This is a genomic window from Blastomonas sp., from assembly GCF_030373265.1.
Classification (GTDB): domain Bacteria; phylum Pseudomonadota; class Alphaproteobacteria; order Sphingomonadales; family Sphingomonadaceae; genus Blastomonas.
Map to the genome: position 1 here is coordinate 35,185 of NZ_JAUCZC010000002.1, position 22,883 is coordinate 58,067.

28 protein-coding genes are annotated in these 22,883 nt (G+C 64.7%); 13 read left to right on the plus strand and 15 right to left on the minus strand.

Translation table 11 applies throughout. From position 1 onward, the window contains the following. The first annotated feature begins 240 nt into the window (after positions 1-240). The 5 genes from rpiB to QUV11_RS01315 are packed head-to-tail and all read left to right on the plus strand — an operon-like array spanning position 241 to position 3,832. Entirely contained in the window at positions 241-684 is a 444-nt protein-coding gene (gene rpiB / locus QUV11_RS01295) for a ribose 5-phosphate isomerase B (RefSeq protein WP_300880089.1), read from the plus strand. Positions 685-736: 52 nt separating this feature from the next. Continuing rightward, a complete protein-coding gene (gene glyA, locus QUV11_RS01300) occupies positions 737-2,047 on the plus strand; it encodes a serine hydroxymethyltransferase (RefSeq protein WP_300880090.1) in 1,311 nt (436 codons plus the stop codon). 3 nt (positions 2,048-2,050) lie between these two features. After that, positions 2,051-2,275: a hypothetical protein gene (locus tag QUV11_RS01305; protein ID WP_300880091.1), complete on the plus strand. Its 225-nt coding sequence runs from the start codon at positions 2,051-2,053 to the stop codon at positions 2,273-2,275. 16 nt (positions 2,276-2,291) lie between these two features. Further along, positions 2,292-2,765 carry a transcriptional regulator NrdR gene (nrdR, locus tag QUV11_RS01310; RefSeq protein WP_300880092.1) on the plus strand — a complete coding sequence of 158 codons (474 nt, stop codon included), beginning with the start codon at positions 2,292-2,294 and terminating at the stop codon, positions 2,763-2,765. Next, complete coding sequence (locus QUV11_RS01315; RefSeq protein ID WP_300880093.1) at positions 2,765-3,832, plus strand: TrmH family RNA methyltransferase; 1,068 nt, start codon at positions 2,765-2,767, stop codon at positions 3,830-3,832. The genes nrdR and QUV11_RS01315 overlap by 1 nt, the downstream gene beginning before the upstream one ends. A 134-nt stretch (positions 3,833-3,966) precedes the next feature. Here QUV11_RS01315 and QUV11_RS01320 read toward each other — a convergent pair whose 3' ends face one another. Next, positions 3,967-4,278: a chorismate mutase gene (locus tag QUV11_RS01320; RefSeq protein ID WP_300880095.1), complete on the minus strand. Its 312-nt coding sequence runs from the start codon at positions 4,276-4,278 to the stop codon at positions 3,967-3,969. Positions 4,279-4,514: 236 nt separating this feature from the next. Here QUV11_RS01320 and rpsD point away from each other — a divergent pair, with 236 nt between their 5' ends. Next, complete coding sequence (rpsD, locus tag QUV11_RS01325; RefSeq protein ID WP_300880096.1) at positions 4,515-5,129, plus strand: 30S ribosomal protein S4; 615 nt, start codon at positions 4,515-4,517, stop codon at positions 5,127-5,129. 125 nt (positions 5,130-5,254) lie between these two features. On the opposite strand, the gene QUV11_RS01330 is transcribed toward rpsD, so the two are convergent. Next, positions 5,255-6,067 carry a response regulator gene (locus QUV11_RS01330; protein ID WP_300880097.1) on the minus strand — a complete coding sequence of 271 codons (813 nt, stop codon included), beginning with the start codon at positions 6,065-6,067 and terminating at the stop codon, positions 5,255-5,257. A gap of 251 nt (positions 6,068-6,318) precedes the next feature. Between QUV11_RS01330 and QUV11_RS01335 the strand changes: the two genes are divergently transcribed. Next, positions 6,319-6,570, plus strand: coding sequence for a NepR family anti-sigma factor (locus QUV11_RS01335; RefSeq protein ID WP_300880098.1), 252 nt, complete (start codon positions 6,319-6,321; stop codon positions 6,568-6,570). Further along, positions 6,570-8,165 (plus strand): histidine kinase dimerization/phosphoacceptor domain -containing protein, encoded by a 1,596-nt coding sequence (locus QUV11_RS01340; protein WP_300880099.1) that lies wholly within the window; start codon positions 6,570-6,572, stop codon positions 8,163-8,165. Before QUV11_RS01335 ends, QUV11_RS01340 begins: the two co-directional genes overlap by 1 nt. 17 nt (positions 8,166-8,182) lie before the next feature. Here the strand turns inward: QUV11_RS01340 and tgt are convergent, their stop codons facing one another. Beyond that, a complete protein-coding gene (tgt, locus tag QUV11_RS01345; RefSeq protein ID WP_300880100.1) occupies positions 8,183-9,325 on the minus strand; it encodes a tRNA guanosine(34) transglycosylase Tgt in 1,143 nt (380 codons plus the stop codon). Positions 9,326-9,431: 106 nt separating this feature from the next. Here tgt and QUV11_RS01350 point away from each other — a divergent pair, with 106 nt between their 5' ends. Beyond that, positions 9,432-9,773 (plus strand): DUF2282 domain-containing protein, encoded by a 342-nt coding sequence (locus QUV11_RS01350; RefSeq protein WP_300880102.1) that lies wholly within the window; start codon positions 9,432-9,434, stop codon positions 9,771-9,773. 111 nt (positions 9,774-9,884) lie between these two features. Here QUV11_RS01350 and tatC read toward each other — a convergent pair whose 3' ends face one another. From tatC to QUV11_RS01395, 9 genes are all read right to left on the minus strand, one after another. Continuing rightward, on the minus strand, positions 9,885-10,706 hold the full coding sequence (gene tatC, locus QUV11_RS01355) for a twin-arginine translocase subunit TatC (protein WP_300880104.1): 822 nt from the start codon (positions 10,704-10,706) through the stop codon (positions 9,885-9,887). Next, positions 10,703-11,119 carry a Sec-independent protein translocase protein TatB gene (tatB, locus tag QUV11_RS01360; RefSeq protein WP_300880106.1) on the minus strand — a complete coding sequence of 139 codons (417 nt, stop codon included), beginning with the start codon at positions 11,117-11,119 and terminating at the stop codon, positions 10,703-10,705. The genes tatC and tatB overlap by 4 nt, the downstream gene beginning before the upstream one ends. A 68-nt stretch (positions 11,120-11,187) precedes the next feature. Next, complete coding sequence (locus tag QUV11_RS01365; RefSeq protein ID WP_300880108.1) at positions 11,188-11,442, minus strand: twin-arginine translocase TatA/TatE family subunit; 255 nt, start codon at positions 11,440-11,442, stop codon at positions 11,188-11,190. A gap of 28 nt (positions 11,443-11,470) precedes the next feature. Beyond that, positions 11,471-12,118, minus strand: coding sequence for an SMC-Scp complex subunit ScpB (gene scpB, locus QUV11_RS01370; protein WP_300880110.1), 648 nt, complete (start codon positions 12,116-12,118; stop codon positions 11,471-11,473). After that, entirely contained in the window at positions 12,115-12,855 is a 741-nt protein-coding gene (locus QUV11_RS01375; RefSeq protein WP_300880312.1) for a ScpA family protein, read from the minus strand. The genes scpB and QUV11_RS01375 overlap by 4 nt, the downstream gene beginning before the upstream one ends. Positions 12,856-12,914: 59 nt before the next feature. After that, positions 12,915-13,922, minus strand: coding sequence for a beta-N-acetylhexosaminidase (gene nagZ / locus QUV11_RS01380; RefSeq protein ID WP_300880112.1), 1,008 nt, complete (start codon positions 13,920-13,922; stop codon positions 12,915-12,917). A gap of 31 nt (positions 13,923-13,953) precedes the next feature. Beyond that, entirely contained in the window at positions 13,954-14,580 is a 627-nt protein-coding gene (locus QUV11_RS01385; protein ID WP_300880113.1) for an SPOR domain-containing protein, read from the minus strand. A 57-nt stretch (positions 14,581-14,637) separates the two neighbouring features. Further along, complete coding sequence (argS, locus tag QUV11_RS01390) at positions 14,638-16,374, minus strand: arginine--tRNA ligase (protein ID WP_300880114.1); 1,737 nt, start codon at positions 16,372-16,374, stop codon at positions 14,638-14,640. A 184-nt stretch (positions 16,375-16,558) separates the two neighbouring features. Further along, positions 16,559-17,239 (minus strand): hypothetical protein, encoded by a 681-nt coding sequence (locus QUV11_RS01395; RefSeq protein WP_300880313.1) that lies wholly within the window; start codon positions 17,237-17,239, stop codon positions 16,559-16,561. 190 nt (positions 17,240-17,429) lie between these two features. On the opposite strand from QUV11_RS01395, the gene ispH reads away from it, so the two are divergent. From ispH to rnhA, 3 genes are read left to right on the plus strand one after another with little or no spacing between them, the layout of a single operon-like run. Further along, complete coding sequence (gene ispH / locus QUV11_RS01400) at positions 17,430-18,413, plus strand: 4-hydroxy-3-methylbut-2-enyl diphosphate reductase (RefSeq protein WP_300880115.1); 984 nt, start codon at positions 17,430-17,432, stop codon at positions 18,411-18,413. Then, positions 18,413-19,384 carry a homoserine kinase gene (gene thrB, locus QUV11_RS01405; RefSeq protein WP_300880116.1) on the plus strand — a complete coding sequence of 324 codons (972 nt, stop codon included), beginning with the start codon at positions 18,413-18,415 and terminating at the stop codon, positions 19,382-19,384. Before ispH ends, thrB begins: the two co-directional genes overlap by 1 nt. A 53-nt stretch (positions 19,385-19,437) precedes the next feature. After that, positions 19,438-19,875: a ribonuclease HI gene (gene rnhA / locus QUV11_RS01410; protein WP_300880117.1), complete on the plus strand. Its 438-nt coding sequence runs from the start codon at positions 19,438-19,440 to the stop codon at positions 19,873-19,875. A gap of 139 nt (positions 19,876-20,014) precedes the next feature. Here rnhA and QUV11_RS01415 read toward each other — a convergent pair whose 3' ends face one another. From QUV11_RS01415 to QUV11_RS01425, 3 genes are all read right to left on the minus strand, one after another. Then, positions 20,015-20,191: a YegP family protein gene (locus QUV11_RS01415; RefSeq protein WP_300880118.1), complete on the minus strand. Its 177-nt coding sequence runs from the start codon at positions 20,189-20,191 to the stop codon at positions 20,015-20,017. Between the two features lie 61 nt (positions 20,192-20,252). Then, the gene (locus QUV11_RS01420; RefSeq protein ID WP_300880314.1) at positions 20,253-21,365 is read right to left on the minus strand and encodes an FAD-binding oxidoreductase; all 1,113 of its coding nucleotides are present in this window, start codon (positions 21,363-21,365) and stop codon (positions 20,253-20,255) included. A 15-nt stretch (positions 21,366-21,380) separates the two neighbouring features. Next, positions 21,381-22,364 carry an alpha/beta fold hydrolase gene (locus QUV11_RS01425; RefSeq protein ID WP_300880119.1) on the minus strand — a complete coding sequence of 328 codons (984 nt, stop codon included), beginning with the start codon at positions 22,362-22,364 and terminating at the stop codon, positions 21,381-21,383. A gap of 21 nt (positions 22,365-22,385) precedes the next feature. Here QUV11_RS01425 and QUV11_RS01430 point away from each other — a divergent pair, with 21 nt between their 5' ends. Further along, positions 22,386-22,859 (plus strand): prepilin peptidase, encoded by a 474-nt coding sequence (locus QUV11_RS01430; protein WP_300880120.1) that lies wholly within the window; start codon positions 22,386-22,388, stop codon positions 22,857-22,859. Positions 22,860-22,883 lie beyond the last annotated feature (24 nt).

The window sequence follows — 22,883 nt, forward strand, 5'->3', positions numbered from 1 at the left end:
CAGGGGCCCATCTCCTGCAAGCGCGTCTGATGCAACGTGCGTTTGACCGAGCTGACGTCTGGAGATGGGCCCCTGCCTCCGCAGGGGACCGTTAGAGGTTGCGGGAGGGGAGAGCCCCCCACCCCATCATAAATCCGTCATCAAACCACAATCACTGGTGGCATCGCGTCGCACGCTCGCCTAGATAGCGGCCATCACGGGAATCGCCCCATCATGCCTTGATCCGGATCGCAGCTCACGATGACCACCGTTCGCAAAATCGCCCTCGCCTCTGACCATGCCGCGCTCGGTCTGAAGGCGGAACTCGCAGCATGGCTGACCGAGCATGGCCACAGCGTGACCGACCTGGGCCCGGACACCGCCGACAGCGTCGATTATCCCGATTACGGCTTCAAGCTGGCCGATCATGTCGCGTCGGGCGCGGCGGAATTCGGCGTTGCCTTGTGCGGATCGGGCATCGGCATTTCGATCGCGGTCAACCGCAACCCGGCGTGCCGTTGCGCCTTGGTGTCGGATCACCTGTCCGCCAGCCTGTCGCGCCAGCACAATGACGCCAATGTCATCGCGATGGGCGCGCGGCTGATCGGGATCGATACCGCCAAGGATTGCCTCGCAACCTTTCTTGCCACGCCTTTCGAGGGCGGCCGCCACGAACGCCGCGTCGCCAAATTGACCCCGGCCTGATACAACCGCTGTTCACGACCCCGCCAAATTCAAGTCCCTGATGGAGCCTGTCATGTCCACCAACCCTGCAACCAGTGAAATCCGATCCTCCGGCTTTTTCAGCGAAGGCCTTGCCGTCACCGATCCTGCGGTTGCCGCGGCTATCGCCAAGGAAGTGCGCCGCGAGAAGAAACAGATCGAGCTGATCGCATCGGAAAACATCGTCTCCAAGGCGGTGCTCGAGGCGCAGGGTTCGGTGTTCACCAACAAGTACGCCGAGGGTTATCCCGGCAAGCGCTACTACCAGGGCTGCGAGCCTTCGGATGATGTCGAACGCCTCGCGATCGACCGCGCCTGCAAGCTGTTCGATTGCGCGTATGCCAACGTCCAGCCGCACTCGGGTGCGCAGGCCAATGGCGCGGTGCTGCTCGCGCTGATCAAGCCTGGCGACACGATCCTCGGCATGTCGCTCGACGCCGGTGGCCACCTGACCCACGGCGCGCGGCCTGCGATGTCGGGCAAGTGGTTCAACGCGATCCAGTATGGCGTGACCCCCGACACCCACCTGATCGATTATGACGAGGTCCGCCGCCTGGCGCTCGAGCACAAGCCCAGCCTGATTTTCGCGGGCGGTTCGGCCTATCCGCGCCACATCGATTTCGCCAAGTTCCGCGCGATCGCCGATGAAGTTGGCGCCTACTTTCAGGTCGATATGGCGCATTTCGCAGGACTGGTCGCAGCCGGCGTCCACCCCTCGCCCTTCCCGCACGCGCACGTCGCCACCACCACCACGCACAAGACCTTGCGCGGTCCGCGTGGCGGCATGATCCTGACCAATGACGAGGCGCTGGCCAAGAAGATCAACTCGGCGGTGTTCCCGGGGCTTCAGGGTGGCCCGCTGATGCACGTCATCGCTGCCAAGGCAGTCGCGTTCGGCGAGGCGTTGACGCCCGAGTTCAAGAGCTATTCGCGCGCGGTGATCGACAACGCCAAGGCGCTGGCGAGCCGCCTGAAGGAACGCGGCGCCGATCTGGTCGCGGGCGGCACCGACACGCACGTCGCCCTGGTCGATCTGCGGCCTTTGGGCGTCACCGGCAAGGATGCCGACGAGGCGCTCGAGCGTGCGGGCATCACCTGCAACAAGAATGGCATCCCCTTCGACCCGCTGCCGCCGACCAAGACCAGCGGCATCCGCGTCGGTTCGCCCGCCGGCACCACGCGCGGCTTTGGCGTCGCGGAGTTCCGGGAAATCGGCGACATGATCGCCGACGTACTGGACGGGCTGCGCCAAAAGGGCGAACATGGCGATCCGGACGTCGAGGCTGCGGTGCGCGTGCGCGTCGAAGCCCTTTGCGACCGTTTCCCCATCTATCCGGAGCTTTGAACCATGCAGAATCCTGACGACCCCAAGAACCCAGGCGATTTGATCGGCGACGCCCGCGAGGAAATCGTCGGCATGGCCAAGCAGGGCATGGCGCACCCGTCGACCAAGCCGGTGCTGACCGCAGGCGCGATCGGCGCGGTGGCAGGCGCGGTTTTGCCGGTGGTGAGCTGGCCGATCGGCCTGGTCGCTGGTGCGGGCTATATGCTCTACAAGCGACTGCGTCCCTGAGGGCATCGGCTGAACAATGAGATGTCCGTTTTGCGCGCACGAAAACAGCCAGGTCAAGGATAGCCGCCCCACCGAAGACGGGGCGGCTATCCGCCGTCGCCGCCAATGCGAAAGCTGCGGCGCGCGCTTCACGACGTTCGAGCGCATCCAGCTGCGTGACATCATGGTGGTCAAGAGCGAGAACCGGCGCGAGCCGTTCAACCGCGCCAAGATCGAGAAATCGGTGGCGGTTGCCTGCCGCAAGCGCGGGATCGACCAGGAGCGGATCGACCAGCTCGTCTCGGGAATCCAGCGGCAGATCGAAACCTCGGGCGAGAACGAGGTGCGCTCGCGCGATATCGGCGAGATGGTGATGGACGGCCTGCGCGTGCTCGACAGCGTGGCGTATATCCGCTTCGCCTCGGTCTATCGCGATTTCAGCGAGGCCAAGGATTTCGAGGAATTCGCCAGCACCGTGAAAGACGTTGGCGGGGGCGGGAGCGCCGCCTGATGCCTTTCTACACCTATATCCTGCGCTGCGGCGATGGCTCGTATTATGTCGGCCATGGCGAAGACCTCGACGCCGATGTCGTCGCGCATCAGGCGGGCACCGTTCCCGGCTACACCAAGTCGCGCCAGCCGGTCGAACTTGTGTGGAGCGAGGATTACGCCACGGCTGACAACGCCAACGCGGTCGACAAGCAGATCAAGGGCTGGAGCCGTGCCAAGAAGGAGGCGCTGATCCGGCAGGATTATGCATCGCTCTCCGAACGCGCGCGCAAGCTGCTGCTCGGCAAGAGCAAGGCCGCGCGCAACCTGCAGTCCGCCCCCGCGGCAACGCCTGCGGACTTGCGCAAGCCGATCATCATCCTTGTCCGTCCGCAGCTGGGCGAGAATATCGGCAAGGCCGCGCGCGCGATGCTCAACTTCGGGCTCACCGAAATGCGGCTGGTCGCGCCGCGCGACGGCTGGCCAAATCCGACGGCAGGGCCAGCGGCATCGGGCGCGGACATCGTGCTCGAACAGGCGCAGGTGTTCGAGACCGTCGCCGATGCGGTGGCCGACTGCAACCATGTCTATGCGACCACGGTGCGCAAGCGCGGGGTGACCAAGCCGGTGGTGACGCCCGCCGACGCCGCTGCGCAGATCGTCACCGCACCGGGACGCAGCGCAATCCTGTTCGGGCCCGAGCGCTCGGGGCTCGAGACCGAGGACGTCGCGATCGCGCAGGCGATCCTCACCGTGCCGATCAACCCGCAATTCGGATCGCTCAACCTCGCCCAGGCGGTGATCCTGGTGGCGTATGAATGGTCGAAGACCGGCGGCGGCGATGCGGTGTCATCGCCGACCGAGGTCGAGATCGATCCGCCCGCGGCGATGGAAGAGCTCGACGGGATGTTCGAGCAACTGTGTACGATGCTGGAGGAAAAGAACTATTTCTTCCCCGAAGGCCGCGCCTCGATGACCCGGCGTACGCTGCGCAACCTGCTGACCAAGCCGCAATGGAACAGCAACGAGGTCCGCACCTTCCGCGGCGTGCTGAGCACGCTGGCCAAGGACAAGCGCAAACCTGTTTGAGTCAGCCCGAGTTTCCTACCCCCGCTCAGCCTGAGCCTGTCGAAGGCCCCGCGCCCACGCGGGCGAAATAGCGGGGGCTTCGACAAGCTCAGCCTGAGCGGATGTAGGTAGCAGCGTGCGATAGGGTCAGCCCCCTACCGCCGCAGCAGCTCCCAGTGCTCGGTCTCGTACGCGATCGACGCTTCGACCAGCCGCTCCCAGAAATCGGCGACCAGCCCGACCGGTACGCCCGCCTCGAACGCGGCGGTCTTCGCCTGGGCGATGACTTGCGCCTTGCGGGCTTCGTCGCGGACCATGGCGCGCTCGGGCTTGATCCGGGCGGCAGCGCGCATATAGCCGAATCGGGTTTCGAGCAGCGCGATCAGCTCGCGGTCCAGGGCGTCGACGCCTGCGCGCACATCGATCATCGTCGCGCAGTCGTCCGGTGTTTTGATGGGTTCTGACATGCGCGCAGCCTTAATCACCACCGCGCGCCGTGTCGAGGTGGCTGTCGCACGCTACACGCCTTGACTCTGCCAGCCTGCTTCGCCATAGGCCGCGCTTCGCAATTGGCCCTGCACCCCCGGTGAAGCAGCGGCCGCACGGTGCATGTTTGGCACCATGGAGCGAACCCGGGACTGAAATCCGGCCTCCTGTCTGGCCGGACCCGCCTGATACCAGGCAGCAAATTGGAGAAACACGCGTGTCCAAACGCAATAGTTCAAAGTACAAGCTCGATCGCCGCATGGGCGAGAACATTTGGGGCCGCCCCAAATCTCCCGTCAACAAGCGCGAATATGGTCCCGGCCAGCACGGCCAGCGTCGCAAGAGCAAGGTTTCGGACTTCGGTCTGCAGCTGCGCGCCAAGCAGAAGCTCAAGGGCTATTACGGCGAAATCACCGAAAAGCAGTTCAAGAAGAACTACACCGAAGCCAGCCGCATGAAGGGCGATACCAGCCAGAACCTCATCGGTCTGCTGGAACAGCGCCTCGACATGGTGGTCTATCGCGCCAAGTTCGCGCCGACCATCTTCTCGGCGCGCCAAATCGTCAGCCACGGCCACATCCGCGTCAACGGCATCAAGTGCAACATCGCATCGCGCAAGGTCAAGCCGGGCGACGTCGTGTCGCTGGGCAAGAAGGCGCAGGAAATGGCTCTGGTCATCGAAGCGCAGAGCCTGGCTGAGCGTGACATCCCCGATTATGTCGCACCCGACGGCACCGACAAGATCACCTACACCCGCGTTCCGACGCTGGACGAAGTGCCTTATCCGGTGAAGATGGAACCCAATCTGGTCGTCGAATTCTATTCGCGCTGATCTGGTTCACACCCAACGCATACGAAAAAGGCGGGCCGCAATGCCCGCCTTTTTTTGTGTGTCCGGCATGACCAGAGCGCTCGCTTGCCGGGCGGCCATCCAGCCACCCGGCAGGCATGCGATGATTACACCGTTTCGGCGTCGAAGAAGAACAAGGCCTGGCTGATCGCCGCGCGCACCGTGTTGCGGTGGAACGGCTTGGTGATCAGGAACGCGGGCTCGGGACGTTCACCGGTGAGCAGGCGCTCGGGGAAGGCGGTGATGAAGATCACCGGAACTTCGATCTCGCGCAGAATGTCTGCCACGGCATCGATGCCCGAGCTGTCATCGGCCAACTGAATGTCGGCGAGGACCAGACCGGGCTTGTGCAGCCGTGCCTGTTCCACAGCCTCGTCGCGGGTGACCGCAATGCCGGTGACGTCATGTCCAAGGTCGCGCACGATCGTTTCGATATCCATCGCGATGATCGGCTCGTCCTCGATGATCAGCACCTTGGCCTTGATCTGGCTGTCGATCTCGCTGAGGGCCTCGGCGACGAGTCCCGAAACGGTACGGTCGTCCAGCCCCATCAGATAGGCGGTATCGGCATTGGAAAAGCCTTCCATCGCCGTCAGCAGCAGCGCCTGCCGCGACATCGGCGGGATGCGACCCAGCCTCTGTTCGGTCAGCAGCCGGCGAGCATCGTCATCCGCATCGGGATAGGCGTCAAAGCTGTCCGATTCATGGCGGTCGTCATGGGTTGAACTCCAGATGACCTGAAAGACCCGGTACAGGCCGAGCCGCGCGTCGACATCGCTGGGGAACTGGTCGGGTGCGGCGATGATCGCCTGCAGCGTTGCCTTCACATAGGCATCGCCATGATGCTGATCGCCTGCAAGCGCCCGGCTGTAACGCCGCAGGAGGGGAAGGTGGGGAGCGAGCGTCTGGCCCAGGGACATGTATTGAAACTCCTTCATCGGATAGCGCTCGTGTCTATTGCTTTTGGCAGCCAGTGTCAAAATCAGGTCGGCCGGGATGACATTGCAGTGGAAAGGCAACAAACAGAACCTCAGGCAAGGAACAATCCTCGCCGCAGTTTGTTTCCTCCCCTGAGACGTTTATGCACGATCCCGCAGAATTTTGCGGGCTTGGCAGGGGTTGGACGGCTTGCTAAGCCCCATTTCGGGACGAATTCAACAGGCGGGATGGGATGCTCGTGCATCGTGAAAATGACGATCAGTCCGGCGACGAACTCTCCGGCAAAGACGGCAAGCCACCTTTGGCCCACCGCCAGACGACCGACGACGCCTCCGCGCCCCTCTCCGATGGGCAGGATAGCGCCAACGCGCCGGAAGAAGGCAAGACCCATGTGATCGGCGATGCCCTCAAGTCGGTGTATCAGCGCACGCTGGAAGAGGACATTCCGGACGATTTTCTGGATCTACTCAAGCAGCTTAAATAATGCCCAGCACCCCCAGGGCTAGTTTCCCGCTTTTTGCCCCCTTGGCGCGGCTGTCGATCGGCACGCGATTATTCCTCATCCTCGCCGTCGCCCTGTTGCCGCTGGCGATGGGCGCGGTTGTCGCCAACCGCAGCCTCGCCGATACCGCCGCCGAAGAGCGCAGCCGATTGCTGCAGAAGAATGTCGACGACGCCGCGCAGCGTTTGCGGACCGCCATCCAGAGCGATCTTGCGATCCTCGGCACGGCAGCCTCGCAGATCGCTTTGGGCGAAGACCCGGCGAAGATATGCCTCAACTTGCGGGAGCAGTTGGGGCCGCAACAAACGCGTTTTGCCGCGCTGTTGTTCGCAAACAGCACCAGCCCCGCCGCCTGCCAGATCGGCGCTGTGCCCCAAGCTCTGCGGCAGGCCGGCCGCGAGCCGGGCACACCGGCCACCACGCTCGTCCCCAGCGCCAATGGCGCCATCTTCGCGACCCGCGGACGGGTGTCCATGGCGCGTGCGGTCGCCTTCTACCCTGTCGATAGTCTGCTGGCTCTCGCCGACCCGGTTGATGATGTTCCGCTCTCGCAATTCGATCTGCGCGACCAGTCGGTCGTATTGCCCCTGACGCGTATTCCGACAAACTGGGAGCGCAGACTCAACGCGGTCATGAGCGCGCAGAGCGACATCGCTGGCGTCAATCTGGACCTGCGCTTCGCACGTCCCGCCCAGACGCCGCCCGAATTTCTTGCGCAGATCATTCCGTTCATCACCGTGCTTGCCGCCGCCTTGATCGGCTGGCTCGTGGTGAACTACATGCTGATCGCGCCTTTGACGCAGTTGCAACGCAAGGTGCGCCAGTACGAAACCGGGGAGCGGCTGGTGCCGATGGCGCTCACCGCGTTCAACGCCAGCGAGATTCAGGAGCTCGATCAAGGATTCGTCACCTTGGCGCACAAGGTCTCGATCGATCGCGACGCGCTCGATGAGGGTCTCAAGCAGCAGATCATGCTGACCCGCGAGGTCCATCACCGGGTCAAGAACAACCTGCAGATCATCGCCAGCCTGATCAACCTGCACGCGCGAACGGCCGATTCGGATCAGGCCAAGCTGGCCTATGGCAAGATCCAGCGGCGGGTCGATGCGCTTGCGGTGGTCCACCGCAACCATTTCGCGGGGACCGAGCGCAACGAGGGCATCAATCTGCGCGCTCTGGTCGGCGAATTGGCGGGCAGCTTCGAGCATGCCGGAAACGGCGCGTCGAGCGATGGCCCCGATATCATGGTCGATATCGACAATCTCCACGTCAGCCAGGATGTCGGCGTGCCGATCGCGTTCCTGCTGACCGAAATTCTCGAGCTGATCCACCTGACTCGGCCCGAGGCTCCGGTGCGGATATCCGCGACCCGCCTGGCCGACGACCCGACCCGGATCAAGCTGCGCATCGCCTCTCCTGCGCTTGGTCCCAACCCGATGCTCGAAGAGATGCTCGCAGACGGCATCGACCGTGTGATGACAGGGCTTGCCCGCCAGCTGCGCGCGCCGCTGGAAAGGGACACCGCGTTCGAGAGCATCGCCATCGCCGTGCCGGTGTTCGTGCCCGCGTCGGCCTGACGGTTGCTGCTGGCCGCTCAGCCTCCCCTGGCGTAATATCGCTCGCGGAACGCCTGCCCAAAGGCCGCCATCCGCCCCTCGCTGATCGCAGTGCGCATCGCTGCCATCAGATCCTGGTAGAAGCGCAGATTGTGCTCGGTCATCAGCATAGCGCCCAGCATCTCGCCCGATTTCACCAAGTGATGCAGATAGGCACGGCTGAAGCGGCTGCAGGCGGTGCATGCGCACGCCGCGTCGAGGGGGGACTGGTCCTCGGCGTGCTTCGCATTGCGGATGTTGATCGGTCCGTCCCATGTGAACGCCTGGCCGTTGCGCCCCGAGCGCGTCGGCAGCACACAATCGAACATGTCGACCCCGCGCTCGACCGCGCCGACCAGATCATCGGGCTTGCCGACGCCCATCAGGTAGCGCGGGCGGTCGTCGGGCAGCTGGCCCGGAGCATAATCGAGCACGCCGAACATCGCCTCCTGGCCCTCGCCCACCGCAAGCCCGCCGATCGCATAGCCGTCAAAACCGATGTCGCGCAGCGCATCGGCGGACTGGCGGCGCAGGCCTTCGTTGAGCGATCCCTGCTGGATGCCGAACAAAGCCGCGCGGTCGGCATGCTCGGTGCCGCTGTCGAAGCCCTCGCGCGAGCGGCGCGCCCAGCGCATCGATCGCTCCATCGCGGCGGCCTGAACATCGCGCTCCGCCGTAGCAGGCACCAGCTCGTCGAACGCCATGACGATGTCCGACCCCAGCAACCGCTGGATTTCCATCGAGCGCTCCGGACTGAGCATATGCCGCGAGCCATCGAGATGGCTCTGGAAAGCGACACCCTCTTCGGTGGTCTTGGTCAGCGCCGACAGGCTCATCACCTGATAGCCGCCGCTGTCGGTAAGGATCGGGTGCGGCCAGTCCATGAAATTGTGCAAGCCCCCCAGCCTCGCCACGCGCTCGGCGCCCGGACGCAGCATCAGGTGGTAGGTGTTGCCCAGGATGATATCCGCGCCCAGCCCGCGCACCTCGGCCGGCTTCATGCCCTTGACCGTCGCAGCAGTGCCCACCGGCATGAACGCCGGGGTGCGGATGGTGCCACGCTGCATGGCGATCTCGCCCAGCCGCGCCTTGCCTTCGCGGGCGGTGATTGAAAAGGCGAATCTGGGAGCGGTCTTGGTCATGGCCGGGCGCTCTATCGTCTTTGCCGCGCGGGGGCAAAGGTTTGACGATTGCCCCCGGTTGTGCGAGCGATAACCCTGCTTATTGCCCTGCAGGAGCGCCGTCATCATGTCCCAGACCTCCCCCCTTGCCGCGCTGGCCTCGGCGCTGATCGCGACCGCCGCGTTGTCCGCCTGTTCATCCGACACGCCTGCAGCGCCCGAGGAAACCAGCGCGCAGGCCATCGAGAAGGCCGCGACCGAACTCGCCGCGCAGGAAAAATGCTATGGCGTTGCGCTGGCCAAGCAGAACGACTGCGCTGCCGGCCCCGGCACCAGCTGCGCCGGCACGTCGTCGGTCGATTATCAGGGCAATGCCTGGAAGTTCACCGAGGCGGGCGCCTGCGAGAAGATGGGCGGTTCGCTGACGGAAGTCGCGGACAACGATCCCCCGGTGCCGGTGAAGGGCTGAACTTTTAACCAAAGCCCCATCGTCACCCCCGCGCACGCGGGAGTCCCGCTTTATTTCATCCCTCGCGCAATAGCGGAATTCCCGCGTTCGCGGGAAGGACGGAAGTGGAGATTACTCGGCAGGCTCGGACTGCGCCTCAGGCTCAGCGGCGTCTTCAGTCTCTTCGGGCGCGGCCTTGGCAGCCCTGCGCTCGGTGAACCAGATCGCCAGAATGCTGATCTCGTAAAGCAGCACCAAAGGGATCGCCAGCATGAGCTGCGAGACGACATCGGGCGGGGTCAGGATCGCCGCTGCAACGAACGCGGCGACGATCATGTAGCGCCGCACGCTGATCAGTTGCGCGCGCGAGACGATGCCCGCGCGGTTGAGCAGCATCAGCAGCACCGGCAGCAGGAAACTGATCCCGAAAGCGAGGATGAACTGCATCACCAGCGACAGATAGGCATCGGTACTGGGCAGCGCTTCGACCTCGAGCCCGCCCGATTCGCCCTGGAACTGCAGGAAGAAGTGGAAGGCGGTGGGCATGACGATGTAATAGGCCAGCGCCGCGCCGGTGGTGAACAGCAGCGGGGTTGCGAGGATGAACGGCAGCAGCGCGCGCTTTTCCTGGCGATACAGCCCGGGCGCGACGAAGGCCCACAATTGGTTGGCGATTATCGGGAACGAGACGCAGAACGCTGCGAAGATCGACACCTTCACCTGCACGAAGAACGCCTCGTACAATTTGGTGTAGACCAGCCGGCCATTGCCGTCGCCGAACGCTTCCTTGAGCGGCACCACCAGAAACGCGAAGATATGCTCGGAAAAATAGAAGCAGACGCCGAACGCCAGCAGCAGCGCCACGACGCAGCGCACCAGACGCTGGCGCAGTTCGATCAGGTGATCGAGCAAGGGCGCCCGCGAGGCATCGATTTCGTCTTCGGGCTCGCTCATCGTTCGCCCTCGGTGGCCGGAACCCCGGAAGGCGCAGCATCGGGAACGGCATTCGCGGCAGGGTCGTTCGGCGCAGCCGCGGCGGGGGGCTTCTCGGCCGATGGCAAGGGCTGCATCACCGGGGCAGCTTCGGTTGCATCAGAGGCGGCAGCGGCGGTCGCAACGGGAGGGGACAGCGCGGCATGCTCGCGCATGATGCGCTCGTTATCGGCCTTCCACTTCTTTTCCATTTCCTCGAGTTCGACCTCTCGGACCATGGCATCGATGCCGGTCCGGAAATGGCGCGCAACACCCTTGGCCTTGCCGACCACCTGACCCAATTTGTACAGCGCGCGCGGAAGATCCTTCGGGCCGATCACAACGATCGCCACGATGATGATCATCAACAACTCGGTCGATCCGATGTCTAACATGACATGGTCACGCCTTCACGCTGGCTGAAGCCGTCCCGACCCCGATCGAACCGGAACAACCGCCCGGATCAACCCGGCTTGCGTTCTTCGCTCGCCGCGGTCGACTTGGCGGTGCCATCGATGGTGCGCGCGGGCGGAGCCTCGATCTGCGCGACAGGGCGCTTGGGCTGCACCGGCTCTTCGTCATCGTCGGCCATGCCCTTTTTGAAGCTCTTGATGCCCTTGGCGACATCACCCATGATCGATGAAATCCGTCCGCCGCCAAACAGCAGCACGACGATGATCAGCACAATTACCCAGTGCATCAGGGAGAAGGATCCCATGGCGTTTCTCCTGAAATTCGCTTGCTATCTAGGCCTGATCGCTGCTGTTTTCCAGCAATGAATCGGATTCATCGGACGAGCCGTCGGCATCGTCGCCAAAATCACCGCCCGTATCATCCGTAGCCAGCGCGCCTTCCAGCGCCAGATCGACCGGGTCGAGCAGGCCTGCCGCGCGCAGGTCCTCGAGCCCCGGCAGGTCGCGCCTGCTGGTCAGGCCGAAATGTGTGAGGAAATCGGGTGTGGTGGCGAACGTCAGCGGCCGACCCGGCACCTCGCGCCGTCCGGCAGGTGCGATCCAGCCTTCCTCCATCAGCACGTCGATGGTGCCCTTGCTGACCTGCACGCCGCGGATCGCCTCGATCTCGGCGCGGCTGACCGGTTCATGATAGGCGATGATCGCCAGCGTTTCGGTCGCCGCGCGCGACAGCTTGCGGGTCTGCTCGGTCTCGCGACGCAGCAGCCAGGCGAGATCGGGCGCGGTCTGGAAATGCCAGCGCCCGCCGCGCTCGACCAGCTCGACCCCGCGCCCGGCGTAATCGCCCTGCAGCACCGCAAGCGCGCCTGAAATATCGGCGTCCGTTCCGATATGCGCAGCCAGATCGGCGGCACTTTGCGGCTGCTCGGCTGCGAACAGGGCCGCTTCGACCGCGCGCACCACCGGATCGATCTCGCTCATGGCGCCCTGCGCACTCTCAAGGGCGCAAACGCCGCCTCCTGCGCCAGCTCGACCCGCCCCTGCCGCGCCAGTTCGAGCAGCGCGAGAAAGGTCGACGCGGTGGCCGAGCGGGTGAGGTCGGCAGGCGCGCCTTCAGGCAGAAAGGCGCGCAGGTCGGTCCAGTCGATCGCGGTGCCCAGCATCAGCGACAGCCGCGCCAGCGCATCTTCCAGCGTCATCACCCGGCGGGATTTCACCATATGCACCACCGGTTCGCTGCGCTGCTTCACCCGGCCATAGGCGGTGAGCAGATCGAACAGGCTGCAGTCGTGCCGGGTGCGGGTGAGCAGCCGCAGCCCCTCGCCCTGCCCGTGCGCGAAGACATCGCGGCCCAGCCGGTCGCGGCCCAGCAGCCTTGCTGCCGCCTCGCGCATCGCGGCCAGCCGCTGCAACCGCAACTGCAGCCGCAAGGCCAGTTCCTCGGGCGAAGGTTCGATCTCGGGATCGCCAGGCAGCAGCAGCGCGGACTTGAGATAGGCAAGCCAGGCCGCCATCACCAGATAATCGGCGGCAAGCTCGAGCTTCAGGCTGGTCGCGCTCTCGATGAAGCCGAGATACTGGTTGGTGAGATCGAGGATCGAGATCTGCCGCAGATCGACCTTCTGCCGCCGCGCGAGATCGAGCAGCAGGTCGAGCGGGCCCTCCCAGCCGTCGACATCGATGAGCAGAGCCTCGGCTGCGGCGGTGGCGGCAGGCACGGGCTCGCTGAAGAAGAAGTAATCGCCATCGGGCGGGGCGATCGTGGTGTCCTGCGCGATCACACCAGCGCCAGCAGCGCATCGCGTTTGGCGATCAGCTCCGCCTGGTGCGACCAGTCATGCACGGGGTTGATCGCGGCGCGGGCCCGGTCCAGCCGCGCGCGGGCGGCATCGGATATATCGGGAAGGGCGTGGGCGATGCCGACCATCTCGTCCATCCGCGCCCAGCAGTTGAGCGCGATGTCACAGCCCGCCGCGACGGCACGCGCGGCTCGGTCGGGCACCTCGCCCTTCAGCGCCTTCATGTCGAGATCATCGCTGAGCAGCAGCCCGTCAAAGCCGATGCGCTGGCGGATGATGTCCTCGATGATGGTCGGCGACAGAGTCGCGCAGCGCTCCGCGTCCCACGCCTCGAACAGGATATGCCCGGTCATTCCGATCTCGGCGGTGTTCAGCGCCCGGAACGGCGCGATGTCCTGCTCGAGTTCGGCATCGCTGGCGGTGACGCGGGGCAGTTCCATATGGCTGTCGACCATCGCGCGGCCATGGCCCGGCATATGCTTGATCGTGCCCAGCACCCCGCCGCGCCGCAACCCGTCGAGCACCGCTCGGCCGAGCGCCGCAACGCGCATCGGCTCCTGCCCCAGCGCGCGGTCGCCGATCGCGGGCGTGCCGCCGGGGATCGCGACATCGAGCAAGGGGAGGCAATCGACAGTGATGCCGACCTCGGCCAGATCGAGCGCCAGCGCCTCGGCGTTGATCCGCGCCGCCTCGATCGCGCTCGCGGGTGCGATATCGTACAACCGGTCGAACGCGCCGCCGGCAGGAAAGGACAGCCAGTGCGGCGGCTTCATCCGGCTCACCCGTCCGCCCTCCTGATCGATCAGGATCGGCAGCCGGTCATCATTGTGCAGATCGCGCAGACTGTCGGTCAGCGCACGGAGCTGTTCGCGGGTGTCGATGTTGCGGCCGAACAGGATATAGCCCGCAGGGGCGCAGTCCTTGAAAAAGGCACGCTCGTCCGGCGCGAGCGTCAGACCGGCCAGGCCGAAAATTACAGGTTTCATGCCTGCAGTGTCGCCAAAACCGGCGGTGAAATCAACGCACCACCAGGCAGTTTTGCCCAGCTTTCTTGAGCTGACCGCACACCGAGTCCGCACTGGCCGGGCTGTCGAGCACCGCGCTCAGGCGAAACACCGTTCCGCCATCGACGGTCGCCTCGACGATCCTGCGGTTGAGCCCGCTCAGCACCTCGTGCCGCTGGCTCAATGTCGACCAGCCGGTGAGGGCGCTCGTCTCGCTGGTATAGGCACCCAATTGCACCAGCGCGCTGCCCGGAGGCGGCGGGGCACCAGCGGCATCGACAAGCTGTCCCTGCGGCTGCTCGCCCTGGCTGACGGCAAAGCTCGCATCGCCGGTGCCTTCGACCCTCTGTTCCTGCTTGTCCTTGGGGCGCACCTTGTAGTCGCCCTGCGGCGCGGCGATCAGGCTGCCATCGCCATCGGGCGCGGCGCCATCACCGCCCAGCCAGTAGATCGCGGCCAGCACGATCGACAGGCCGACCAATCCCAGCAGGATGAAGCCCATGATCTTGCCCGCCGAGCCATCGCTCGACGGCGCGTCGTCAGCCGATTCCAGCCAGGGCAGCCGGTCGTCATCGGCATCCAGCCCCAACGGCTGATCCCTCAGGCTATCGTCCATGCCATCATCCAGCCGATTGCTCATTCTTGTCGCCCCATAGACACGCCAGACCGGTCCGGCCTGCTCCGGCCCATGGTTCGGCTACATCTGCGTAGCCGCCTCCACCGCCATAAGCGCCAGACCGTTGGCAATGACTTGCCCGATATTTTGGGCCATGAAAAGCCTCGCGGCGCTGGTGTCGGCATCGTGGGTCATAACGATACGCTTGTCGGGCCGATCGTTGCCAAGGTTGAAGAAGGCGTGGAAAGCTGCCGCCAGATCGCCGAGGTAAAACGCGATCCGGTGCGGCTCGCGGTTCAATGCCGCCGATTCGACAATGCGCGGGAACTGCGCCGCCAGCGCAATCAGCGCGTGCTCTTCCTCGCCCAGCCGGTCGAGATGCTCGGCCGAGGCGCTGAGCCCCTCGCCCTGCGCCTTGCGCATGATCGAGTGGATCCGCGCGTGCGCATATTGCACGTAGAACACCGGATTGTCCTTCGAGGCCTCAACCACCTTCTCGAAGTCGAACTCCATCTGCGCGTCGGCCTTGCGGGTGAGCATGGTGAAGCGCACGACGTCCTTGCCGACCTCGTTCACGACATCGGCCAGAGTCACGAAATTGCCCGAGCGCTTGGACATCTTGAGCGGCTCGCCGCCGCGCATCAGCTTGACCATCTGCACCAGCCGCACGTCGAAGCGCGCCGGGCCCTCGGCGCGGCCCTCGGTGAGCGCGGCGACCGCTGCCTTGATCCGCTTGACGGTACCGGCATGGTCCGCGCCCCAGATATCGATCAGCTGGTCGGCGGTTTCGGCTTTCTGGTAGTGATAGGCGAGATCCGCGCCGAAATAGGTCCAGCTGCCGTCCGACTTGCGGATCGGGCGGTCCTGATCGTCGCCGAACTTCGTCGAGCGGAACAGCGGCAGGTCCACCGGCTCCCAGTCTTCGATCACCTTGCCCTTGGGCGCTTCGAGTTCGCCATCATAGACCAGATCGCGCGCGCGCAGCACGGCTTCGGCCGCCTCGGGCTTGCCCGCGGCCTGCAGCTCCGCTTCCGACGAGAACACGTCGTGGTGGATGCCGAGCAGCGCGAGATCGGCGCGGATCATGTCCATCATCGCAGCGACCGCGCGCTTGCGGAACATCACTAGCCATTCGCTCTCGGGCGCATCGACCATCGCATCGCCGAGTTCGCCCGCCAACGCCTGTGCCACCGGCACCAAATAGTCGCCGGGATAGAGCCCTTCGGGAATGTCGCCCGAGGCCTTGCCGAGCGCTTCGCAATAGCGCCAGTGAACCGAGCGCGCGAGGACATCGACCTGCCCGCCGGCATCGTTGATGTAGTATTCGCGGATCACCTTGTGGCCCGAATATTCGAGCAAGGTGGCCAGCGCGTCGCCCACCACCGCGCCGCGGCAATGGCCCATGTGCATCGGACCGGTGGGGTTGGCAGAGACGTATTCGATGTTGACCGTCACCCCCTTGCCCAGCTCCGAGCGGCCGTAATCGGCGCCCATATCGGCAATGGCGCGCAGTTCCTCGATCCAGGCGGACGGCGCCAGACGCAGGTTGAGGAAGCCGGGCCCGGCGATCTCGACCGCGGTGATCTCGTCGACCTTGCCCAGTTCCACGCTGATCGCCTCGGCGAGCGCGCGCGGGTTGGTGCCAGCAGGCTTGGCCAGCACCATCGCGGCATTGGTCGCAAGATCGCCATGCGACGGATCGCGCGGCGGCTCGACGGTCAGCGCGCCGCGGTCAAGCCCCGACGGCAATGCTCCGCTGGCTTCCATCGCGTCGAGCGCGTCATGCAGATGCTGGGTGAAACGGGTATACAGTGTCATGATTTTAGCCCTGATCGCATACCTCCTCTCCCTGCAGGGGAGAGGATACGAAGCCTTGGCAGCCTGCTGCCTAGGCGCGAGTTGGAGAGGGGAAACTGAGCAGCCAATCGTGCTCGCCGCCCTCTCCCTGCTTCACTGCGTGAAGCTGTCCCTCTCCCCTGGAGGGAGAGGGTTTAAGCCAGCCTCATCGGGTAGCGTTATACTGCAGCTGGTCCTGGGTCAGCTGGAAGCCGACCAGCAGTTCAAAGCTGGTACGCTGGAGCGCGGTGCGCACTTCAGGCACCGACAGCGGATCGATTGCCGCATCGGCGTCGCCGGACTTGCGCCTGCGGGTGATGCGTTCGCGGATGTCCTCGGGCAGCGTCGCCGCCGCCTTGTCGATATAGCCCGCGCCCGTCGCCTTGGTTTCGGCGCGATATGCACCATCGGCGAAGTTGAGCGTCACCGACCCCAGCCTTTTGGCGACCACGGTGTTGCCACCGCGCACGACGGTGGAAAAGTACGGCAGCGTCACGGTGCGCTGGCCGCGATTGTCGCTGCGCCGCGCCTGGACATCGAAACTGGCGGTGGCGTAGATCTCTGCGCCCGTCTCGTCGCAGGTGGGACGGACGTTGGTGATCGTCGCCACCACGTCGATCGCGCTGGCATCGCGGCTGTTGGCGGGATTGAAGATGGTGACATCACCGGTATGCTCGGGGATCGCGGTGTTCGGGCAGGCACTCAGCGTGGATGCCACCCCGACACCGGAATCGACCACGAGCTGGTTCTTCTCCGCGCACGCCGAGAGGCTGAGCAGCGCAAGCCCGGATCCCAGAATGGCAAGGCTGGATGCCTTGGGGGACGATTTCTTGGGCAGTTTGGGCATGTTCAAACAAAAATCCTTCGAGGCCACAGTGGATCGCTCCTTATCTGCCGTTGGGTTTCAGCGCAATGTCCAGATTCCGGGTGCGCAATCGGGCAACCGTCCCGTCAGATCGCCGGGCATCAGGGATATGCTTCACACCGCGCTCCGCTTCCCCTAAGACAGATGCGGAACTACGAAAGCCAATCTGAACATGACCGAAACCGCCAACGCCCCGCTTGCAGCAAAGCCACCACTGCTGATCAAGATCGCTTCGCCGCGCGGCTTTTGCGCCGGCGTCGACCGTGCGATCGAGATCGTCGAGCTGTCGCTGCACAAATACGGTGCGCCGGTCTATGTCCGGCACGAGATCGTCCACAACAAGTTCGTGGTCGACAGCCTGAAAGCAAAAGGCGCGGTGTTCGTCGAGGAACTGGACGAGGTGCCCGATGGCGTGCCCGTGGTGTTCTCTGCGCATGGCGTGCCCAAGGCGGTTCCGCACAAGGCGGCCGAACGGGGTCTCAATTATCTCGATGCCACCTGCCCCCTGGTCTCCAAGGTGCACCGCCAGGCAGAGCGCCAGGTCGAGGCGGGCCGTCACATCATCTTCGTCGGCCACAAGGGCCATCCCGAAGTGATCGGCACCTTCGGCCAGGTCGAGCCGGGCCATATGACCTTGGTCGAGACGGTCGAGGATGTTGCAAAGCTCGAATTTGCCGACGACACCAAGCTGGCGTTCCTCACCCAGACCACGCTGTCGGTCGATGACACCGCAGAGATCGTCGCCGCATTGCACCAGCGCTTCCCCGCGATCGTCGGACCCAAGGGCGAGGACATCTGCTACGCCACATCCAACCGCCAGGCTGCGGTCAAGGTGATGGCCGACGATTGCGAACTGGTGCTGGTCATCGGCGCGCCCAACAGCTCCAACTCGGTGCGGTTGGTCGAGGTTTCCGAACGCGAGGGCACGCGCGCGAAGCTGATCCAGCGTGCGCAGGAAATCGAGCTGCGCTGGTTCGATGGCGTGACAACGTTGGGCCTCACCGCAGGCGCATCGGCACCGGAAATCCTGGTGCGCGAGGTCGTCGACCTGCTCGGGCGGCATTTCGATGTCCGTGAGGAACGCGTCAAGACCGTCGACGAGCGCATCACCTTCAAGCTACCCCGCGCGCTCGCGGCAGAGGCCGACGCTGCCTGATGGCTGTCTATACGCACGTCAGCGCCGAGATGATGGCGCAGTTTCTGGGCGATTATGACACGGGTGACCTGATCAGCTTCAAGGGCATCGCAGAAGGTGTCGAGAACAGCAACTTCCTGGTCGAAACCCGCGGCGGCAGCGATGGCCATCGCTTCATCCTGACCTTGTACGAAAAGCGCGTCGATCCAGGCGACCTGCCGTTCTTCATGGCGCTGCTTGATCATCTGGCGATGCGCGGATGCCGCGTGCCGCGCGCGATTGCCGACCGCAAGGGCATCCAGATTCGAGAACTCGCGGGGCGCCCGGCGTGTCTGATCGAGTTTCTCGAGGGCATATCGCTGAGCACGCCGACCCCGGCCCAGGCCGAAGCGGCGGGTGCAGCACTGGCCGATCTGCACCTGGCGGTGGCAGATTTTGGCGGAAGCCGCCCCAACAGCATGGGCCCTGCCGCCTGGCAGGATCTGGCCAGCCGCTGCGCAGGGCAATGGCAGCAGGTCGATCCCGCGCTCGAGCATCTGGTGCGCGCGGAGCTGGCGTATCTGAAGGCAAACTGGCCGAGCGATCTGCCGCAATCGGTGATCCATGCCGATCTGTTCCCGGACAATGTGCTGATGCTGGGCGACCGGGTCAGCGGCCTGATCGACTTCTATTTTTCGTGCACCGATGCGCGCGCCTATGATCTGGCGATCACCCACAGCGCGTGGTGTTTCAGCACCGACGGGACCAAGTTCGAGCCCGCTCTGTCTGCGGCGCTGCTGCAGGGCTATCGCAGTCGCCTGACGCTGACTGAGAACGAACGGGCTGCGCTTCCCATTCTGGCACGCGGTGCAGCGTTGCGTTTTACATTGAGCCGCGCCTATGACTGGATCAACACGCCCGCCGATGCCCTGGTGACCCGCAAGGACCCCATGGCCTTTGCGCGGCGGGCCGCATTCTACGCGGACCCGGCCAACGCCTTGCTGTTTGCCTGAGTCCTAACAGGACGGCATAAGTCGGGTCAGATCAAGGCGATGGTTCAACAGACATGAAAACGGTCGAAATCTTCACTGACGGAGCCTGCAAGGGCAACCCCGGCCCTGGCGGCTGGGGCGCGATCATCCGCTATGGCAAGCACGAGAAGGAACTGTCCGGCGGCGAAGCCGACACCACCAACAACCGCATGGAAATGATGGCAGCGATCCGCGCGCTCGACATGCTGATCGAGCCGTGCATCGTCGTGCTGTATACCGACAGCACCTATGTCAAGGACGGCATCACCAAATGGGTCGATGGCTGGCAGCGCAACGGGTGGAAGACCGCCTCGAAGAAGCCGGTGCGCAACGCCGATCTGTGGCACGAACTGATCGCCGCCGTGGCCCGCCACCAGATCGATTGGCGCTGGGTCAAGGGCCATGCCGGCCACCCCGAAAACGAGCGCGCCGACCAGCTCGCTAGCGCCGCGGCGATGGCGGTGGGGCGCTGACGGCGCCTTTGCCGGGCAACACTTCGAACAACGATCGACGTCACCCCCGCGCAGGCGAGGGTCCCGCTTCTGCTCGGCCGTTGCTCTAAGCGGGCTTCCCGCTTTCGCGGGAATGACGCAAAAGGGACGTTAGGTTCAGTCAGCTGTTGTCCTCGACCGGTGCTTCGGGACCGTTCTTCTTGATCGATTCGATCGCATTCTTGGCGGAAGCCTTGCTGGCATAGCCCTCGGTCGAGAACATGACTTCCGAATTGAACTTGAACCGCACCCGAAACTCGCCGGCCTTGTCCTTGTAGATCTCAAAACTGTGCGCCATCGATTCGCCTCCCTGAAACCGGAGCGAGAATATAACGCACGTTAAGGGCAAGCCAGCATTCTCACCCCAGGCGTGCGGGATTATACAATTGTGCGTCGACATCGCGCAGCATCGCATCGGGGGTGATGCCCAACAGGATGGCAGCGGCAAGCTTGGCCGCAGCCGGCGCGGTCTGGATGCCGAAGCCCCCCTGCCCCGCAAACCAGAAAAAGCTCGGGCAATCGGAAGCAAAGCCGATCAGCGGCAGCCTGTCGGGCGCAAAGCTGCGCTGGCCGGCCCAGCGGTGTTCAACCGCCTCGATCGTCCAGTCCACGACCTCGCCGAACCGATGGATCGCGATCGCCATATCGAGTTCGTCGGGCGCGGTATCGGCAGGATCTTCCGGCGTCTCGTCATGCGGACTCAGCCACAGCCGGCCCGCTTCGGGCTTGAAATAATAATCGCCGCGCACGCCCAGCGTCAGCGGCAGGTCGGCGGGCGGCTGGGGCGCCGTGCGAAGCTGCAGCACGGTGCGCCGGAAGGGCTGGACGCCCAGCGGCCGCACCTGTGCCCGCTCCGCGACGCGGTCCGCCCATGCCCCCGCTGCATTCACCAGATACGTGGCCGACACCCGTTCGATGCCCAGCGACAGTGTCCAGACGCCGTCATCCCGTTCAGCGCGGATCAACGGGCTGCGCAGCGCAATCGCCGCGCCTGCCCGGCGGGCAGCGGCAAGGTAGGTCTGGTGCAGCGCGCCGACATCGATATCGCGGCAATCGGGCTCGAAGGATCCGGCGACGATATCGGGTGCAAGGCCGGGCACCATTGCCTCGAGCGCGGCGCGGCCGCGGCGCTCCATGCGCACCCCCGAGCCATCGAAATCGGCCTCAAACGCGTCGAGCAGGTGCAGTTCGTCGGCGCGGGCCAGCGTCAGAGCGCCGCGCGGCGCCAGGAAGCTGCGATCGCCATAGCCGGGCGGTGGCGATTGCAGCCACGGCCCCGACGCGGTGGTCAGCGGCTGGACCTTGGGTCCGCCATAGCTTTCCGCCCAGAAGGCAGCAGACCGACCGGTGGCGTGATAGCCGGGCCTATCCTCCGCCTCGGCGATCACGACCCGGCAATGCGGCGCGATTTCCGCAGCCAGGCTCGCCCCGGCGATCCCGGCGCCGATGATGACGACGTCGTAATCAGGCATGGCAGACATCGGGCATCAGGCGGCGGCTCCGACCCTTTCGGTCGCAGCTCCGGCGACCTTGCGCGCCAGAAAATCGTCAATCGCCTGCAGCACCCGGTCACGGATAGCGTCGACCTCGCGCAGCACCTCGTGCCGCGCCTCACGACCGAACGAGAGCAATTCGGCACCGGGAATGCGCGCAGCCGCCGCGATGGTCGCCTTGTTGTCGACCAACTGGTCGGCACTGGTGCCGATCAGCAGCATCGGCGTGCGAATCGATTCCCACCTGCCCGGGGCATTGAGGCGGATGTTCGATTCATACGCGCGCTCGACCCAATGCCAGCTCGCCGGGCCCATCACCAGTTCGGGGCGCTGCTCCCACCACCACAATTCATCGGCATAGCGTGCATTGTCGTGCGTGAGCAGGGTCTGGCGGATCGCCAGCGGCGATGCGGGTTTCTCGCTGACCTTCCAGGCAGGGCGTTCCGGCGGGCCGAGGCGACGCATCATGCGGGTGACGAGATGGCCGAAGGACATCGGCAGGCCCAACCCCTTCAATCCCAGCATCGGCGCGCTGAGAACCGCTGCGGCGGGGGCGATCCGCTTGTCCTGAATCGCGCGCGCGATCAGATGCCCGCCCATCGAATGCCCGACCACGACATGCGGCCCGGGCCGCGATGCGGTCCAATCGGCCCAGAATCCGGCGATATCGTCGATCCAGTGGGCGAAATCCTCGATATGCCCGACATACTGATGGTCGGACATGCGGCCGCTGCCGCCCTGCCCGCGCCAGTCGGCGGATGTGACGTTCCAGCCCGCAGCCTGCCAATGCGCCAGCGTTTCGAGATATTTTTCATAGATGTCGCCGCGGCCCGGCATGAACAGAATCGATCCGCGCTCGGCCCCGTGCGCCATCATGTCGATCCGCCGCAGCGGCCAGCCATCGGCGGCGGTCCAGGTGGCTTCGATCGCATCGTGCGGAATGGCGCGCCGGTCTATGGTTACTGTTTGGTAAGTCATCGTCGCTATACGCCAGACCCCATGGAAAACAGCCTCTTCGTCTACGGTCTGCTGGCCATGTTGGCAATCGCGCTGTTGCACGCGGCGTATACCGATATCGTGCGCCGCGAAATCGAGGACTGGCTCAATGCCGGCATCGCCTTGACCGCCCCGTTTTTCTGGTGGGCCTGCGGGCTTTCGCTGTGGCCCGATATTGCCGTGCAACTGGCGCTGGGCGTCGGGGTGTTCGTGTTCTTCGCGGCCATGTTCGCGCTTGGCGCGATGGGCGGTGGCGACGTCAAGCTGCTGGGCGCACTGGCCTTGTGGTTCCCCTGGCAGGTGATGGCCAAGGTCGCGATCGCGATGTCGCTGATTGGCGCGGTGCTCACCGTGATCATCGTTGCCGAGCACAAGCTGCATCGAAAACTGGGCCAACCCGAGGTGCCATATGGCGTTGCCATCGCAATTGCGGCGCTTTGGCCGGTTGGCGAACGGTTTTTTAACCATTTTGCCTGAAAACACACACATTCTGAAGGACTT